General features: G+C 72.4%; 13 protein-coding genes and 1 pseudogene. 5 read left to right on the top strand and 9 right to left on the bottom strand.

What is annotated here, in order from left to right:
- Positions 1-3 precede the first annotated feature (3 nt).
- Entirely contained in the window at positions 4-1,002 is a 999-nt protein-coding gene (locus tag C5N14_RS11790; protein WP_117668138.1) for a D-alanine--D-alanine ligase, read from the top strand.
- Positions 1,003-1,056: 54 nt separating this feature from the next.
- On the opposite strand, the pseudogene C5N14_RS11785 reads toward C5N14_RS11790, so the two are convergent.
- The 9 genes and pseudogenes from C5N14_RS11785 to rpmH form a co-directional block, all read right to left on the bottom strand.
- Positions 1,057-1,794: pseudogene (locus tag C5N14_RS11785) on the bottom strand (hypothetical protein); the annotation flags it as partial.
- Between the two features lie 2,468 nt (positions 1,795-4,262).
- Positions 4,263-5,321 (bottom strand): ParB/RepB/Spo0J family partition protein, encoded by a 1,059-nt coding sequence (locus C5N14_RS11780; RefSeq protein WP_117668137.1) that lies wholly within the window; start codon positions 5,319-5,321, stop codon positions 4,263-4,265.
- 27 nt (positions 5,322-5,348) lie between these two features.
- Entirely contained in the window at positions 5,349-6,701 is a 1,353-nt protein-coding gene (locus C5N14_RS33955; protein WP_117668136.1) for a ParA family protein, read from the bottom strand.
- Positions 6,702-6,952: 251 nt separating this feature from the next.
- Complete coding sequence (gene rsmG / locus C5N14_RS11770; protein ID WP_207892710.1) at positions 6,953-7,666, bottom strand: 16S rRNA (guanine(527)-N(7))-methyltransferase RsmG; 714 nt, start codon at positions 7,664-7,666, stop codon at positions 6,953-6,955.
- A 247-nt stretch (positions 7,667-7,913) separates the two neighbouring features.
- Positions 7,914-8,507: a R3H domain-containing nucleic acid-binding protein gene (locus C5N14_RS11765; RefSeq protein ID WP_117668134.1), complete on the bottom strand. Its 594-nt coding sequence runs from the start codon at positions 8,505-8,507 to the stop codon at positions 7,914-7,916.
- A 217-nt stretch (positions 8,508-8,724) separates the two neighbouring features.
- Positions 8,725-9,711: a membrane protein insertase YidC gene (gene yidC, locus C5N14_RS11755; RefSeq protein WP_117668132.1), complete on the bottom strand. Its 987-nt coding sequence runs from the start codon at positions 9,709-9,711 to the stop codon at positions 8,725-8,727.
- Positions 9,712-9,714: 3 nt separating this feature from the next.
- Entirely contained in the window at positions 9,715-9,954 is a 240-nt protein-coding gene (gene yidD / locus C5N14_RS11750; RefSeq protein ID WP_207892709.1) for a membrane protein insertion efficiency factor YidD, read from the bottom strand.
- A gap of 44 nt (positions 9,955-9,998) precedes the next feature.
- Positions 9,999-10,415, bottom strand: a complete 417-nt coding sequence (gene rnpA / locus C5N14_RS11745) for a ribonuclease P protein component (protein ID WP_117668130.1) — start codon at positions 10,413-10,415, stop codon at positions 9,999-10,001.
- Positions 10,416-10,450: 35 nt separating this feature from the next.
- On the bottom strand, positions 10,451-10,588 hold the full coding sequence (gene rpmH, locus C5N14_RS11740) for a 50S ribosomal protein L34 (protein WP_117668129.1): 138 nt from the start codon (positions 10,586-10,588) through the stop codon (positions 10,451-10,453).
- Between the two features lie 586 nt (positions 10,589-11,174).
- Here rpmH and dnaA point away from each other — a divergent pair.
- The 4 genes from dnaA to recF all read left to right on the top strand — a co-directional run bounded on the left by dnaA (position 11,175) and on the right by recF (position 17,092).
- Positions 11,175-13,055 (top strand): chromosomal replication initiator protein DnaA, encoded by a 1,881-nt coding sequence (gene dnaA, locus C5N14_RS11735; protein WP_117668128.1) that lies wholly within the window; start codon positions 11,175-11,177, stop codon positions 13,053-13,055.
- 838 nt (positions 13,056-13,893) lie between these two features.
- Positions 13,894-15,027: a DNA polymerase III subunit beta gene (dnaN, locus tag C5N14_RS11730; RefSeq protein WP_117668127.1), complete on the top strand. Its 1,134-nt coding sequence runs from the start codon at positions 13,894-13,896 to the stop codon at positions 15,025-15,027.
- Positions 15,028-15,069: 42 nt separating this feature from the next.
- Positions 15,070-15,942, top strand: coding sequence for a phosphogluconate dehydrogenase (NAD(+)-dependent, decarboxylating) (gnd, locus tag C5N14_RS11725; RefSeq protein ID WP_117668126.1), 873 nt, complete (start codon positions 15,070-15,072; stop codon positions 15,940-15,942).
- 16 nt (positions 15,943-15,958) lie between these two features.
- Positions 15,959-17,092, top strand: coding sequence for a DNA replication/repair protein RecF (gene recF / locus C5N14_RS11720; RefSeq protein WP_117668125.1), 1,134 nt, complete (start codon positions 15,959-15,961; stop codon positions 17,090-17,092).
- Positions 17,093-17,252: the final 160 nt, after the last annotated feature.

Below are 17,252 nucleotides of genomic sequence, written 5' to 3'. Positions count from 1 at the left end.
GGCATGGCTTCGACCCCTGCCGAGCGAATCACCGTGACCGACCCCGCCGTCACCGACGAGCTGCACGTGCTGGTGCTCGCCGGTGGGCTCTCCTACGAGCGGGACGTCTCGCTCCGGTCCGGCCGGCGGGTGCTCGACGCGCTCCGGGCCGTCGGGGTGGAGGCGGAGCTGCGGGACGCCGACGTCGCCCTGCTGCCGGCGTTGGTCGCCGACCCGCCCGACGCCGTGGTGATCGCCCTGCACGGCGCCACCGGCGAGGACGGCTCGCTGCGCGGCGTTCTCGACCTCTGCGACGTCCCCTACGTCGGTTGTGACGCCCGCGCGTCCCGGCTGGCCTGGGACAAGCCGTCGGCCAAGGCGGTGCTTCGGGAGGCCGGCATCCCCACCCCCGACTGGGTGGCGCTGCCGCATGACCGCTTCTCCGAGCTGGGCGCGGTGGCCGTGCTGGACCGGATCGTCGACCGGCTGGGCCTGCCGCTGATGGTGAAGCCGGCGCAGGGCGGTTCCGGGCTGGGCGCCGCCGTGGTCCGGGAGGCGGCGTCGCTGCCGGCCGCGATGGTCGGCTGTTTCGCGTACGACCCGACGGCGCTCGTCGAGCGGTACGTGCCCGGCATGGACGTGGCCGTTTCGGTGGTCGACCTCGGGGAGGGGCCGCGGGCGCTGCCCGCCGTGGAGATCGTGCCTCGCAACGGCGTGTACGACTATGCGGCCCGGTACACCGCCGGCCGGACCACCTGGCACGCGCCGGCCCGGCTGGACCCGGAGGTGGCGGCCGGGGTGGCCGAGGTGGCGGTGGCCGCGCACGCCGCCCTCGGGCTGCGCGACCTGTCCCGGGTCGACCTGATCGTCGACGCCGACGGCCGGCCGCACGTGCTGGAGGTCAACGTCTCCCCGGGGATGACGGAGACGTCGCTGCTGCCGCTCGCGGTGCAGGCCGCCGGTCTGGACTTCGGCCGTCTTCTCGGGTCGCTGGTGACCCGGGCCGCCGCCCGTCCCGTCTGACCTTCCCCTTCGCCCCGTTTCCCGCCCGTCCGGTACGGGGCGGTGTCAGCGGCGTCCCGGCTCATCCACCGGCTCATCGGTCGACGGGGCGGCGGAGTCCTCCCCGCCGTCCGGTTCCGGGATCTCCTCGGCCGCTTCGATCACCCCGATGGCGTCGTCCTCGTCCGGGGCAGGGGCGGGGGCGGACGACTGGGCGGCGATGCTCGACGGCGCCTGCCACTGGATGCGGGGCGGCTCGGCCAGCGGACGGCCGCCGAACTCCGCCAGCCAGGCGGCCACCAGGGCCAGGTTCTCCCGCCACTGCTCCTCGGAGATGGGCGGGAGGATCGAGTCCCACAGCGACAGGAACGTGCCCCGGAGCTGGAGTCGCCCGTACGGCCGGGCCAGGAACCACAGATGCAGGTGGGCGGACCCGTCGCCCCAACGGTTGACGTGGACCCGCGCGACGCCGTCGAGGGAGCGGATCGCCCGTTCCAGCCGGACCGTCATCACGCCCAGTTCGGCGGCGAGGAGGTTGGGCAGGTCGCCGAGGTCGAGGTGGGAGCGGGACTCCAGGATCAGCACCATCGGCAGCCCGGTCGGCCGGTCCATGGCGCGGACCCGCCACCGCTCGCCGACCCAGATGTACGCATCGTCCGGCGCGCCGCACGCCGTGCATTCCCGAGCTCCCTCGCCCCGGCGCGGGGGCTCCACCGCGACCGGGTCGTCGAGGTGCTTGACCTGGAGATCGCCTTCGAAGGGGAAAGAGGGCCAGGAGGTGAAATCGGGGACTGAGGGAGGGGTGTCGTGCACGACGCTGACCCTAACCGAGCGGGCAATCCCTGTCCCTACCTGATTCGTCCACCCTCAGGTACGCCGGACCGGCCGTAGCCGCCTGTCCCGATCCGGGTCAGCCCGCTCCGACTCGCCCCCACATCGGTTGTCCACACGTTATCCACAGGCCCCTGTGGTCGTCACCACCCCACGTCATCCACAGGCCGAAACCGCGTTTCACGCGGGGTTTCACGTGGAACGGAGGGTGCCTGTGGAAAACCGCTGTGGATAACTTTGCGGATCGGCGACGAAGTTGTGCACAGCCCACCGACTCCCTCGTACCTAACGACCCGCAGAGCGATGGGTCGCTGTCTCGGCGACCTGAAATGTGAGCGCTTCAGGCCCAGGCGAGGTGGCTTCGGTCCCCAGGGAGATGGTCGCGGGAGGAGCCGATAGGCGAAGTTCGGGGGCGGGCCTTCGCGGTTACCCCGGCCGGGCCGGGGCGGCTGGCGCGGCGCCGGCCCCCGACAGCCGCCCCGCTGCCGATCGAGGCCTGGCTCCCTCGACCATGGGTGCCTCTCCCGTGATCCGCTTCCGGCTCGCTCGCCGGAGGAGTCCCGCGATCGGACCCCCGGGGATGTGGCTATCGGGGGGCATGCGTCCCGTCCCCACCTCGCGCCCGTCCCCTCATGCGCTGAGACCGAACCGGCCGGTGTCGGCCCCGGTGCGTGCCGCGGTTGGGCGCCTCGATATCGCCCGCTCGCCCCATGGCTCAGCTCGTCGGTCGTCCGGCTCGGTTCCACGTGAAACCGTTGCTCGCGATCCGAGCCGCGCTGGCCCGAACGGCGGCGGTGCCGGAATGTGGTGGGCGTGGTGTTCAACCTGGTGCCGCTGCGCCGGTCGCCAAGGCGTTAGCCCTCCGCGCCGACTGTCTTCCCGGTTCCCGGCCGGGCCACGAGACCGGGCCGTTGGCGGTCTGGCGCGGCTGCCTTCGGGCAGGTGGGTTTCCTCGGCTCTGTCTCCTGGTATCGGCCGGTTCTCCGATACCAGGCTCGCGGTGGGCGGGTCGGCGGGCGGGTCGGCCGGCGAGCGGGACGTCGTCCCCGAGAACACCGGCGGTCCGGACGTCCGTTCACAGGCATTCCGTCTCGTCCGTCCGCCGGCCCGGGTTCCGGTTTTGGCCCTGGCCCGATCCGGAAACCCCTGACGCCTGCTTGGCCTCGCCCTCCACCCCCACCGGCCCGCGTTCGGCTCTGGTTGCCGCTCTCCCGGCCCACCGCCGACCCCTTGTCCTGCCGCCTTAACTTGGCACCGGCCCCTCGACTGAGCCCGCGCTGCTGTCAGTCCTGCTCATCGGCGAGTGCCCGAACCCGGTTCTCGGCCCGGCCTACCCAGTCCGCCCCAGGGCGACGGCAGGGCCGCTCCCGTCCGGCCGCCTCCGCCGCGCGATCCCCGCAATTCGGTGCCACCGGCCGTCCGCAACCGATCCGACTCGCCGGTCAACGGCCCGGCCACCGTCAGCAAGGCTGGGCAGACCGTTTCACGTGGAACAGCGACCTACCTCGCCGACGTCGGTCCGTCCGGTGAACCTGCACCCGGCGGTCGCGGGGGGCGGTCGCGGGGGGCGGTCGCGGGGGGCGGTCGCGGGGGGCGGTCGCGGGGGGCGGTCGCGGGGGGCGGTCGCGGGGGGCGGTCGCGGGGGGCGGCTCTCCGACCCGGGTCGGAGAGCCGCCCTGCCGTGGACGGGTCGGTGTGGGGCGAGGGGATGGTGCGGGTCGGCCACAGCCACGCCCGTTCGGTGCTCTCCGGCCCGCGAACCGGTTGCGCCGGGGCCTCGACCGTGGGCGCATGGGCGGGGGATGCGGGGTCGCGTCGGGGAGGGATGCCGCCGTGCGGCCGGTCGCAGGGCCCGCCAAGTCGACCTTGCCGGACCCGCCAGGTCGGCCTTACCAGGCCCGGTGCTCGGCAGCAGTCGCCCGGCTCGGTCGACGTTTCACGTGGAACACTTCCCCCGCTTCTTCCGGGCACGGCACGGACTGGGTTCCGAGGCGAGGCGTCACCGCCTCGGCCCTTCGGGGACGGCTCCTGACGGCCCTGGGGCGTCGTGATCAGTCCCCGCTACCCGGAAACCGCAGCACGTCGATCAGTGCTCGCAGACGCCCGCACAGCGGGCTGCTCTGCCAGCCGCGTTCGAACGGCCCCAGCGCCGCTTCCGTTTGTCAGCCAAACAGGGTCCGCTGGCGGGGCACCGCGGCGCAGCACGGGTGCCGGCTGCTCGTCACGCTCCTACGCGCTCAGCCCGGTCCGAGCCGAACACCGGTCGGGGCAGACCCGTAGGAGGACAGGAGACGACTCAAAGCCGCCGCAGGGCGGCCTGTCTTTTCCCAGGGGCGGGCGCGGGGCGACCTTGCGTCGCCGCCGGCAGCTCCCGCACGACCAGGGGGCCGAGAGACGAATCGGCCGCGTCGTCCTGCACGGACGGCGCGGCCGGGATCCGACCGGGTCAGTCAGTCCTCGGCTTCCTCCTGGCCGACCCCGATGATGCCGACGATCCGTTCGAGGTCGTCGACCGTGGCGAACTCGATCGTGATCTTGCCCTTGCTCCGTCCGATGTCCACCTTCACATGGGTGTCGAACCGGTCGGAGAGCCGGTCCGCGAGATCGGTCAGGGCGGGGGCGTGTGGCTTGGTCCGTCGCTTCGCGGCGGGACCCTTGGCCGGTCCGTCGGCCAGCGCGAGCGCGACGATCTCCTCGGTGGCCCGGACGGACAGCCCTTCGGCGACGATGCGGAGCGCCAACTGCTCCTGGGCCTCCGCTTCGTCGAGGCTCAGCAGCGCGCGGGCATGACCGGCGGAGAGCACCCCGGCGGCAACCCGCCGCTGCACCGGGGCGGGCAGGTTCAGCAGCCGGATCGTGTTGGAGATCTGCGGTCGGCTGCGGCCGATCCGGCGGGCCAGTTCCTCGTGGGTCGCGCCGAACTCCTCCAGCAGTTGCTGGTAGGCGGCGGCCTCCTCCAGGGGGTTGAGGTTGGCCCGATGGATGTTCTCCAGCAACGCGTCGCGGAGCATGGCGTCGTCGCGGGTGTCCCGGACGATCGCCGGGATGTTCTCCCGACCGACCGCCTGCGCGGCCCGCCACCGGCGCTCGCCCATGACGAGTTCGTACTTCTCGCCGTCCAGCGCACGCACCACGATCGGCTGGAGGAAACCGACCTCCTGGATGGAGGTCTTGAGTTCCTCCAAAGCCTCCTCGTCGAAGACCTGGCGGGGCTGCTTCGGGTTGGGCACGATCGCGTCGACCGGGATCTCGGCGAACCGGGCGCCGGGCACCGGGCTGAGCTGAAGCTCGGGCTCCGTCGGCTCGGGCTCCGTCGGCTCGGGCTCGGTCACCACCGGCTCCGTCGCTACCGGCTCGGTCACCACCGGCGGGGCGATCGCCGGCGGAACCTGGGCGGGGCGTTCACCTGCCTCGGGCGTCGCCGTCATCGTTCCGGCGGGCTGGACCGGACCGGTGGGGATGAGCGCCCCTAGCCCCCGGCCCAGACCGCCCCGAGGACGGTTCTTCATACGACGCCTCCCAGCGACTCGTCCGCACTACGCATTCCGGCTCACCGGCTCCTTGACCCCACGCTCGGCAATTTCCTGGGCGGCCTCGAAGTAACTCGTCGCCCCCCGCGAACCGGGATCGTAGGTCATCACCGACTGGCCGTAGCTCGGCGCCTCCGAGACGCGGACGTTGCGGGGAATGACCGCCTGGAGCACCTTGTCGCCGAAGTGGTTCCGGACGTCCTGCTCCACCGCGTCGGCCAGCCGGGTACGCCGGTCGTACATGGTGAGCAGGATGGTGGAGACATCCAACCTCGGGTTGAGGTGCTGACGGACCAGGTTGATGTTGTTGATCAGTTGGTTGAGCCCCTCCAGCGCGTAGTACTCGCACTGGATCGGGATCAGCACCTCCTGGGCGGCCACCAATGCGTTGACGGTGAGCAGGCCGAGCGAGGGCGGGCAGTCGATGAAGACGTAGTCGAAGTGCCCGGGGTACGCGGCGATCGCCCGGGCCAGGCGAGACTCCCGGGCCACCACCGACACCAGCTCGATCTCGGCACCAGCCAGGTCGATCGTGGCCGGTACGCACCACAGATTGGGGATGCCCTCGACGCCCTGGGCCACCTCCTCCAGCGGCACGCTGTTGATCAGGCAGTCGTAGACGTCCGGAACCCCGGTGTGGTGCGGGACGTTCAGCCCGGTAGACGCATTGCCCTGCGGGTCGAGGTCGACCACGAGGACCCGGTTTCCGTGCAGGGCAAGCGCCACCGCCAGGTTCACCGTGGTCGTGGTCTTACCCACGCCGCCCTTCTGGTTGGCGACGCACATCACCCGGGTCCGGTCGGGGCGGGGCATGCTCACCTCGCCACTTGGATTAAGGATCTGCACGGCGCGCATAGCCTCCATAGCCAACGGTGGGTCATCCTCTTCGCGCGTCGGGGTTTCACGTGAAACGTACGCGGCATCCGCCGGATCGGTCCCGTAGGCCCCGGCTGGTGGTGCCGGCGTGTCGCCAGGAACGGCGACTCCGGGGGTCGTATCGGGCACCGCACGAGGTGCGGGTTGCTGGGGAACGGCCGCTGCGGCGGGCAACGACTCGAACCGGACGGGCGCGGTGGCGTCGCGCTGGTCGGCGACGGCACGCTCGGCGGGGGCCGGCCCGTCGGGCCGGCCAGCACCGTAGACCGTCCCGGACCTTCCCACGGGCTGCCGGGCGCCACCCGGGCCGGCCGGTGCGGCGCGGCGCGGCACCGGTTCGCAGTCGACTGGAGGCGGGACCGCACCCGGGGTGCCGGCGTCCCAGCCCTGCTGGTCGGTTTCACGTGAAACGGGGTCGGTCGCGGAGCGTCCTCCGCGACCGGTCGTCACCCGTGGATCGTCGTACCTGCCGTCGTCATGCACCTGTCATCCCTGCCCGCTCCGGATGGTCGGTCCGCACCCCGTCGTCTTGGCCACGCTCGTCGCACCGCGGAGCGTACGGCCCGGCGGGAGCGGCCGGGGCTCCCTGGGGCGCAGATGCCGCCCGCTCCCGGCCAGCCTACGGCGGACAGGCGCGGCCGGTCCACGTCGGGTTCTCAGGCCGCCGCGCACCCGCATCCCTATCAACGACGCGACCTGCGGTGGGAAGCCGGCGGGGCGGCGAGGAAGTCGGATCAGCGACCCCGGCGCCGACCACCGCGCGTCCGTTTCGAGGCGGACTTGACCCGTGGCGGGTTCACGACCCGCTCCCGGACGATCTCCACCACCGTTGCGGGTGGCTCGATCACCCCGACTCCGCAGTGGTGCACAGTGGGCTCGCCCCCGCCCAGCTTGGCAACCGCCTCGGCGTGCTCGGCGATCTCGTCGGCGGCGGACGATCCCTTCATGGCCAACAGGCGCCCGCCGCGCACCGCCAGCGGCAGGCACCAGGCGGAGAGCCGGTCGAGCGGGGCCACCGCCCGCGCGGTGACGATCTCCGCGCTGAACGGACCGACGCCGGTGGACCCGGTCGCCGCCTCCTCGGCCCGGCCCCGGAACACCCGGACCGTCTTCGCCAGGCCCAGCCGCTCGACGACCTCGATGAGGAACGAGGTGCGCCGGGCCAGCGGCTCGACCAGCGCCACGGTCAGGTCGGGGCGCGCGATCGCGAGTACCAGGCCGGGCAGGCCGGCGCCGGAACCGACGTCCAGCACCGACACGCCCTCCGGGATGCGCTCCGCCACCGCGGCGCAGTTCAGCAGGTGCCGCTCCCAGATCCGTGGTGCCTCGCGCGGCCCGATCAGGCCCCGGACCACGCCGTCGGTGGCGAGCACCTCCGCGTACGCCGCAGCGAGGTCGAGCCGCTCGCCGAAGAGGGTACGAGCCGCCTCGGCCAGCTCCGGCGGCAGCGCCGCGACGGCAGGGTCCGGCCCGCTGGTGAGGTCCGGCTCGCCCCCCGCCGACGGCTCGACGGCAGGGTCCGACCGTTCGGTGAGGTCCGGCCCGACGGCCGCCGACGGCTCGACGGCGGAGTCCGGCCCGCCGCTCGGGTCCGGCCCGTCGACGGATTGCCGGGACCGGACAGGCGACGGCCCGGGCGGCGTGCCACCCGGGCCGGTCACGGCGTCAGCCGTGGTGTCGTCGTGTGGCACCCGGTCAGTCCGCCGGCCGGACGATGATGCGCCGGTTCGGCTCGACGCCCTCGGACTCGCTCTCCACCCCGCTCATCGCGTTGACGACGTCGTGGACGCACTTGCGCTCGAACGCGGACATCGGCTCCAGCCGCACCGGCTCGCCGTACTCCTTGACCTTCTCCACCGCGTTCTTGGCGACGGCGGCGAGTTCCTTACGGCGGGTGGCCCGGTAGCCCCCGACGTCGAGCAGCAGCCGGCTCGGGGTGCCGGTCTGCCGGAACACCGCCAACCGGGCCAGCTCCTGGAGCGCCTCCAGGGTGGAGCCGCGCTGACCGACCAGGTTCTGCAGCCCGCCGCCGACCACCTCGACGACCGGCCGACCACCGGACACCAACTCGTCGATGTCGCCGTCGTAGTCGAGGATGTCGAGCAGCCCCTCGACGTAGTCGGCCGCGATCTCGCTCTGCCGGAACAGCTCGCTCTCGGCTGGCGCCTTCTTCTCCCGCGTGCCCGCCCCGGCCTCGGCCTCCTCCGCCTCGGTGTCGTCGGTGGCCTCGATCGGCGCGATCTTCTCGTCCAGGGACTGGTCAGCGCTGGGGATGCTGGTCTCGGTCACGGTCTCATCTCCGTACTCGCTCGGCCGGACCGTCGGGTCCGCTGGTCTCCCGGGCCCGGCGGACGATCGCCGGTGCCCTGGGCACGTCTGTACGGGCCAGTCTCGCCCGTGTCCGCGCTGGGCGCGGCGGTTCCGGCCCGGCGCCTGCCCCGTGGGGCGGCTGCCAGGGACCGGGCCCGTCCGCCACCGGCCGGGCCGGTGGCGGACGGCTGAAGGATCAGCCCTGGCGCTTGGCCGGGCCGCCCTTCTTCGGGTTGACCGGCTTGGCGCCCGGCTTGGGACCGGCGACCTTCGGGGCGGACGGGGCCTGCTTGACCGGGGTCGGGGCGGCCTTGCGGCCGAGCAGCCCGCCGATCTTCTTCGCCGGCTGGACCGGCCCGCGGGACGCGGGGGTGCCGGTGCGGCCCGGGGTGGGCGGCGGCGGGTACTTGCGGAGCACCCACTGCTGCTGGCCGAGGGTGAACATGTTGTTGGTGACCCAGTAGATGATCACACCGATCGGGAAGATCGCGCCGGAGACGAGCAGCGACAGCGGGATGCCGTAGAGCATCAGGCGCTGGATCATCTTCTGCTGCGGGTCCTCCGCCCAGCCGGTCTTGAGGATCATCTGGCGGCTGGTGAGGTAGGTGGTGCCCATCATGATCAGGACCAGAATGCCGGCGATCACCTTGACAGTGGTGCCGTTGGCGCCGAGGCGGGCCAGTTCCTCGGCGGTCGAGCCGAACTTGCCGGCGATCGGGGCGGTGAAGATCTTGGCGCTGGAGGCGCTGTTGAACTGGTCGACGGTCCAGCCGTAGAGGGTCTTGTTGTCCTTGGCCGGGTCGAGGCGGCGCAGCACGTGGAAGAGGCCGAGGAAGACCGGGATCTGGAGGAACATCGGAAGGCAGCCCATGAGCGGGTTGGCCTTTTCCTTCCGATAGAGCTCCATCATCTCCTTCTGGAGCGTCTCCCGGTCACCCTTGTGCTTCTCCTGGAGCTCCTTCACCTTGGGCTGGAGCGCCTGCATGGCCCGCTGGGACTTGATCTGCTTGACGAAGACGGGGAACAGGATCACCCGGACGGTGACCACCAGGAAGACGATGGCCAGGATCCAGGCCCAGTTCGTACCGATCACCGCGCCGACCGGCACGCCGATGGCATCCCAAGCCGAGTGCCAGGTCAGCAGGATCCACGAGATCGCGTAGTAGATCCAGTCGAGACTCAATTCTCAGACTCCAGTCACATCGGCACGGCGGCGACCGCCCGGCTCGGGCACCGGGTCGTATCCACCTGGGTGAAAGGGGTGGCAGCGCGACAGCCGCCGGACCGTCAGACCGGCTCCCCTCAGCGCGCCGTGTCGGGCCACCGCCTCAAGGGCGTATGCACTGCACGACGGGTGGAACCGACAGCGGGCCGGCAGCGCCGGGCTTATCCAACGACGGTACGCGACGATGGGCCCGCTCAGCAGTCGGGCACCCAGGCTCGTCGGCCGCGGAGCGGCGGAACCGCTGCTCACCGTGATCGCCGGCCCCGGGAGGTGCGGGCCGCGTCGAGCGCCGCGTCGAGGTCTGCCCCGAGCCGGGGGTACGACGCCTCGGCGGCGGCCGGCAGCGCGCGTACCACCAGGGTGCTGCCGGCCGGCAGGGCCGCCAGCCGCTCGCGGACCAGGTGCCGCAGCCGGCGCCGGACCGTGTTACGGACGACGGCGGGGCCGACGGCCTTGGACACGACGAAGCCGGCGCGGGTCGGTGTGGAGGTCTCCTCCGCACCGGGGGTCCGCGCCGGCTTCGGCGAGGTGTCGGCCGTGGGGCCGGGTGTGACGGGCAGGGTCAGATGGACGACGACGGCGCCTCGGCCGGCTCGACGGCCAGCCCGGACCGCTGCGGCGAAGTCGCTGCTGCGCCGCAGTCGTTGCGCGGCCGCCAGCACGACTGCCCACGTCCCCCGGACCGGACCTGTCGGCCTCAGGCCGACAGGCGGGTGCGGCCCTTGGAGCGACGGGTCGAGATGATGGCGCGGCCGGCCCGGGTGCGCATGCGCAGCCGGAAGCCGTGGGTCTTCGCGCGCCGGCGGTTGTTCGGCTGGTAGGTGCGCTTGCTCACGTCAGGCTCTCCGTTTTCGTACGCCCCGGAGGCAGGACCGCCGGGATCGTGTGGTGGTCCAGGCCACCTCGGCGGTGGCCCCCGATCGGTGCTGCCCGGCGGCGCGGGACCTCGACTATGCGGGGAAGGCGACTGCGGACAGCAAGCACACACCACCCTAGCAGAGGGCGGCAGAGCAGCCGCTCCAGCCTACGCAGGGGGGCAATGACCGTCAAACACCTCGTACGGCGGCCCCGCCAGGCCGCGAGCGCGACCGAAGCGGCGGTTTTCACTGATGCCGACAAGGGTGCCACGCGTCGGCGGTTGATGGCCCCCGCCCCCCGCTGTTAGCGTGCGCGTTTGCGGTCGGCATCGGCAGCCGGTTGGCGTCGGCAGGCAAGACCGGACAAGGTAGTGAATCGTTCGGCACGGTGAAACCCGCTTCAGCGCCCGCCCAGACAGGGGGCAGGTCCGACCCGCCTCCGGCGGGAGGCCACAATCGGTCGGTACACACAGGCTGTGGATAACTTGTGGATGACGACGACCGGTCAGCCGTTCGGGCTGGACCAGCGGCGGTCGGGAGCAGAGGCGAGGGGGTGGCACGACGGTGGCCGGTACGACCGACCTTGCCGCGGTGTGGACGGCGACCACGGACGAACTCGCCGATGAGATCATCTCCGCGCAGCAACGCGCGTACCTGAGGCTCACCCGCCTCCGCGCGATCGTGGAGGACACCGCGCTGCTCTCGGTCCCGGACGCGTTCACCCGCGACGTGATCGAGTCCCGGCTGCGGCCTGCCATCACCGAGGCGCTGACCCGGCGGCTCGGCCGGCCGATCCAGGTGGCCGTCACCGTACGGGTGGCCGAGGAAACGGCCGGACGCCCGGCCGGCACGGTCTACCGCGGCGCCCCGGACGCCGGTGGCCCGCCCGGCTTCGACGGGCCCTCCGGCTTCGACGCCCACAGCTACGACGGGCCGGGAACGAACCGACACGAGCCGGAGCCCGGCCGCCCTGCCCCGGGGTACCCGGACCGGGGCGAGCAGGCCCACGCCGGCCACGGCCGACCGGCCGGTCCCGGGCGCGAGGACGCCGGCTACCCGGAGCGCGGCGCGACGGAGCACCCGTCGGCGGACGACGCCCCCGCGCACTCCCCGGCGGGTGCCGACGGTCACCGGGCGGGGCTGGTGCCGGCCAGCCGGGACGCCCAGGAGCCGCTGTTCAGCACCGCCTTCGCCGAGCCGCTGGCTCCGGACCGGCGCGGCTACGAGGGGCGACCCGCGCTCGACCCGGGTGCCGACAGCCGGCCCTACGAGCCCCGGTACCGCGACGCGGGGCCGGCGCCCGGCCCACGGCTGCCCCGCGACGGCGGGACGGACAGCGGCCCCGGGCGCGGCGGCGCGGATCACCGGCCCGGCGGCCGGGACGACCGGCGGATGCCCGGGGGCGCGGATGCCGGCGGGAACCGGCTCAACCCGAAGTACATGTTCGAGACGTTCGTCATCGGCTCGTCCAACCGCTTCGCGCACGCCGCCTCGGTCGCGGTGGCCGAGTCGCCCGCGAAGGCGTACAACCCGCTGTTCATCTACGGCAGCTCCGGGCTGGGCAAGACCCACCTGCTGCACGCCATTGGCCACTACGCCACGACGCTGGGCAACGCCCGCTCGGTCCGGTACGTCTCGACCGAGGAGTTCACCAACGACTTCATCAACTCGCTGCGGGACGACAAGACCAGCGCGTTCCAACGCCGCTACCGCGACGTCGACATCCTGCTGATCGACGACATCCAGTTCCTGGAGAACCGCGAGCGGACCCAGGAGGAGTTCTTCCACACCTTCAACACCCTGCACAACGCCAACAAGCAGATCGTGATCACCTCCGACCGGTCGCCGAAGCAGCTCGCCACGCTGGAGGACCGGCTGCGGACCCGGTTCGAGTGGGGGCTGCTGGCGGACATCCAGCCGCCCGACCTGGAGACCCGGATCGCGATCCTGCAGAAGAAGGCGGCCCAGGAACGGCTGTACGCCCCGCCGGACGTGCTGGAGTTCATCGCCTCGCGGGTGTCGAACTCGATCCGGGAGCTGGAGGGGGCGCTGATCCGGGTCACCGCGTTCGCCAGCCTCACCCGGTCGACGGTGGAGCTGTCGCTGGCCGAGGAGGTGCTGCGGGACTTCATCCCCGACGGCGCCGGCCCCGAGATCACCGCGGACCAGATCATGGTGTCCACCGCCGACTACTTCGGGGTCAGCCTGGAGGACCTGCGCGGGCACTCCCGGTCCCGGGTGCTGGTCAACGCCCGGCAGGTGGCCATGTACCTGTGCCGCGAGCTGACCGACCTGTCGCTGCCCCGGATCGGACAGGCGTTCGGCGGCCGGGACCACACCACCGTGATGCACGCCGACCGGAAGATCCGCCAGCAGATGGCGGAGCGCCGCTCGCTCTACAACCAGATCGCCGAGCTGACCAACCGGATCAAGCAGACCACCTGAGCCGTACGCCCGCCGCCGCGCCGCGCGGCGCGAGAACCCCGACGCCCTGCCGGACCCCGGCAGGGCGTCCGTGCGTTCGGGTCGGGTGACCCCGGACACATCCCGCCCGACGGTCCACTGTCCACAGGGGGTTCCGAGCCGTCGGTGTTGACCCTCCACCGGGTCGAGGCCGCAGGATCGGGCCGTGTCCGTCCACAGCCGCCGCTCGTTGTCCACAGCCGGTTTTCCACCGACGGTGGAAAACTACGTTCCGTCCTACGCCAGTTACCCACAGGCTGTGGACAAACCCTGGGGACGAGGCTGTGGACGGCTGGGGACAGAGCCGCAGTTGTCCACGGATCCGAGGGGTCCTGTGGGTTTCCTGTTGAAGGTTCTGGGGACAACGGCGATCCGGGCGGGCCGGCCCGTCCACAGGACTGGGGAGAAAGTCGGTGGATAACCGGTGGATAACCGGTGGACGACGGTGGACAACCCGGTGGATCGGGCGGCCTGTGGATCGCGGGGCCAGTTGTACCCCCGGTTCTCCACAGCCAAACCACCGGTGGATAACCTGTCTGACCTGCGCAGACGTCGGTTTTCCACAGTTTGCACAGGTGCGATGAAGACGATGAGTTTGTTCTTCTAAGAGAACAAAAACCAATCATCACCGTTGGACTTCCTGTGGATCGGGTCGGAACGGCCGGGGACAGCCCGTCCGGCACCGACGCGATCCACGGGGTCGGGCGCACAGCCGTTGCCCGCGCGCCCTAAGGTGCGATGGGTACCCGCACGGTCGGGCGGGACGGTAGGCAGCGGTCGGCATGAGAGAGTTGTCGCTGACGTCGACGCGGAGGCATTGATGAAGTTCCGAGTGGAGCGCGACGCGCTCGCCGAGGCCGTGGCGTGGACCGCTAAGAGCCTGCCCAGCCGGCCGTCCGTGCCGGTGCTGGCCGGCGTGATGCTCCGGGTGACCGACGGCAATCTGCAGGTCTCCGGCTTCGACTACGAGGTCTCCAGCCAGGTGACCGTCGAGGTGCAGGGCGACGCCGACGGCGCCGCGCTGGTCTCCGGGCGGCTGCTCGCCGAGATCACCAAGGCGCTTCCGGCCAAGCCGGTCGACATCGCCGCGGTCGGCGCGCACCTGGAGCTGGTCTGCGGCAGCGCCCGGTTCACCCTGCCCACCATGCCGGTGGAGGACTATCCCTCGCTGCCGGAGATGCCGGAGAGCGCCGGCACCGTGGACGCCGCCGCGTTCGCCGCGGCCGTCGCCCAGGTGGCCGTGGCAGCCGGCCGGGACGAGACCCTGCCGATGATGACCGGCGTCCGGGTCGAGCTTTCCGGTGGCAACCTGGCGATGCTCGCCACCGACCGGTACCGCCTCGCCCTGCGCGAGATGGAGTGGAACCCGGACGACCCCGAGGTGAGCATCAACGCCCTCGTGCCGGCCCGGACCCTGCACGACACCGCCAAGGCCCTCGGCCCGCTCGGCGGTCAGGTCACCATGGCGCTCTCCCAGGGCGCGGCCGGCGAGGGCATGATCGGTTTCTCCGGCGGCACCCGGCGCACCACCAGCCGGCTGCTCGACGGCGCGAACTACCCGCCGGTGCGCTCGCTCTTCCCGAGCAGCCACAACGCCGAGGCCCGGGTGGCGGTCAGCACCCTGATCGAGGTCGTGAAGCGGGTCGCCCTGGTCGCCGAGCGCACCACGCCGGTGCTGCTCAGCTTCAGCTCCGACGGGCTCGTCGTCGAGGCCGGCGGCACCGAGGAGGCCCGGGCCAGCGAGGCCATGGACGCCACCTTCACCGGTGAGGCGCTGACGATCGGCTTCAACCCGCAGTACCTGATCGACGGCCTGAACAACCTGGGCACCCAGTTCGCGCTGCTCGCGTTCGTCGACGCGTTCAAGCCGGCGGTGATTTCCCCCGCCGGCGAGGATGGTGAGGTCATCCCGGGGTACCGGTACCTGATCATGCCGATCCGCGTCTCCCGCTGATCGCACACCCCTTGATCCAGACCCAGCGGAGGTAGGAAACAGATGCAGCTCGGCCTGGTAGGGCTCGGCCGGATGGGCGGCAACATGCGCGAGCGGTTGCGCGCCGCCGGGCACGAGGTGGTCGGCTACGACCGCAACGCGGAACTGAGCGACGCCGCGAGCCTGGCCGAGCTGGTCGACAAGCTTGACGCGCCCCGCGCCGTCTGGGTGATGGTCCCGGCCGGCGTCACCGACACGACCATCGACGACCTCGCTGGCGTGCTCGGTGCGGGCGACATCATCATCGACGGCGGCAACTCCCGGTTCAGCGACGATGGGCCCCGCGCCGAGCGGCTCGCCGAGCAGGGCATCGGCTACCTCGACGTCGGCGTCTCCGGCGGGGTCTGGGGCAGGGAGAACGGGTACGGCCTGATGGTCGGCGGCGCGCAGGAGCACGTCGACCGGCTGCTGCCGATCTTCGAGGCGCTCAAGCCGGCCGGCGAGTTCGGCTTCGTGCACGCCGGCCCGGTCGGTGCCGGCCACTACGCCAAGATGGTGCACAACGGCATCGAGTACGGCCTGATGCACGCCTACGCCGAGGGTTACGAGCTGCTCGCCAAGTCGGAGATCGTGACCAACGTGCCGGGCGTGTTCAAGTCCTGGCGTGAGGGCACCGTCGTCCGCTCCTGGCTGCTCGACCTGCTCGACCGAGCCCTCGACGAGGATCCGGAGCTGGCCGAGCTGAGCGGCTACACCGAGGACACCGGCGAGGGCCGGTGGACGGTCGACGAGGCCGTCCGGCTGGCCGTGCCGCTGAACGTCATCACCGCGTCGCTGTTCGCCCGGTTCGCCTCCCGGCAGGACGACTCGCCCGCGATGAAGGCCGTCGCCGCGCTGCGCCAGCAGTTCGGCGGGCACGCCGTCCACAAGCGCTGAGCGGTATCCACAGCCTGTGTACGTCCGCCGGCTCGAACTGGTCGACTTCCGCTCGTACGAGCGGGTCGGCGTTGATCTGGAGCCGGGTCCGAACGTCCTGACCGGCGCCAACGGCGTCGGCAAGACCAACCTGGTCGAGGCGCTGGGTTACGTGGCGACGCTGGACTCGCACCGGGTCGCCACGGACGCCCCGCTGGTCCGGATGGGGGCGTCCGCCGCGGTGATCCGGTGCGCCGTGGTGCACGACGGGCGCGAGCTGCTGATCGAGTTGGAGATCGTCCCGGGCAAGGCCAACCGGGCCCGGCTGGGGCGCTCGCCGGCCCGGCGGGCTCGTGACGTCCTCGGCGCGCTGCGGCTGGTGCTGTTCGCTCCGGAGGATCTGGAACTCGTCCGCGGTGACCCGGCCGAGCGCCGCCGCTACCTCGACGACCTGCTGGTCAACCGTCAGCCCCGGTACGCCGGGGTGCGTGCCGACTACGAGCGGGTGGTCAAGCAGCGCAACGCCCTGCTGCGCACCGCGTACCTGGCCCGCAAGACCGGCGGGTCGCGGGGCGGGGACCTGTCCACCCTCGCGGTCTGGGACACCCACCTGGCCCGGCACGGTGCCGAGCTGCTCGCCGGCCGGCTGGAACTGGTCGCCGCGCTCGGCCCGCACGTCACCAAGGCGTACGACGCGGTGGCGGCGGGGCGCGGCGCGGCCGGTGTCGCGTACCGGCCGTCGGTGGAGTTGACCGGCCCGACGCCGGACCGGGCGGCGTTGGTCGAGGCGTTGACGGCGGCGCTGGCCGAGTCCCGGTCGGCCGAGGTCGAGCGGGGCACCACCCTGGTCGGTCCGCACCGCGACGACCTGGTGCTCACCCTCGGTCCGCTGCCCGCGAAGGGGTACGCCAGCCACGGCGAGTCCTGGTCGTTCGCGCTGGCGCTGCGGCTGGCCGGGTACGATCTGCTCCGCTCCGACGGCATCGAGCCGGTGCTGGTGCTCGACGACGTCTTCGCCGAGCTGGACGCGGGCCGCCGGGAGCGGCTGGCGGAGCTGGTCGGCGGGGCCAGCCAGGTGCTGGTGACCTGCGCCGTGGACGACGACGTGCCGACCGGCCTGCGCGGCGTCCGGTACCAGGTCGGCGAGGGGGCGGTGCGTCGTGTCGGATGATCGGAAGCTTCCACCGGCCCGCCTCGGGCCGCCGCGCCCGGGGCGTACCCCGCCCGGCGCGACGGCCGGCCGGAAGGCGGCCGGGGGCGAGGTCGCGCCGGGCCCGGCCGGGCGGCCCGACGGTCCGGCGGCCGACGGTGCCGGTGGCGACGCAGCCGCC

It is taken from the genome of Micromonospora sp. MW-13, assembly GCF_003434305.1.
Taxonomy (GTDB): domain Bacteria; phylum Actinomycetota; class Actinomycetes; order Mycobacteriales; family Micromonosporaceae; genus Micromonospora.
The sequence above is the reverse complement of the archived record's forward strand: the minus strand, read 5'-3'. Positions and strand labels throughout refer to the sequence as shown.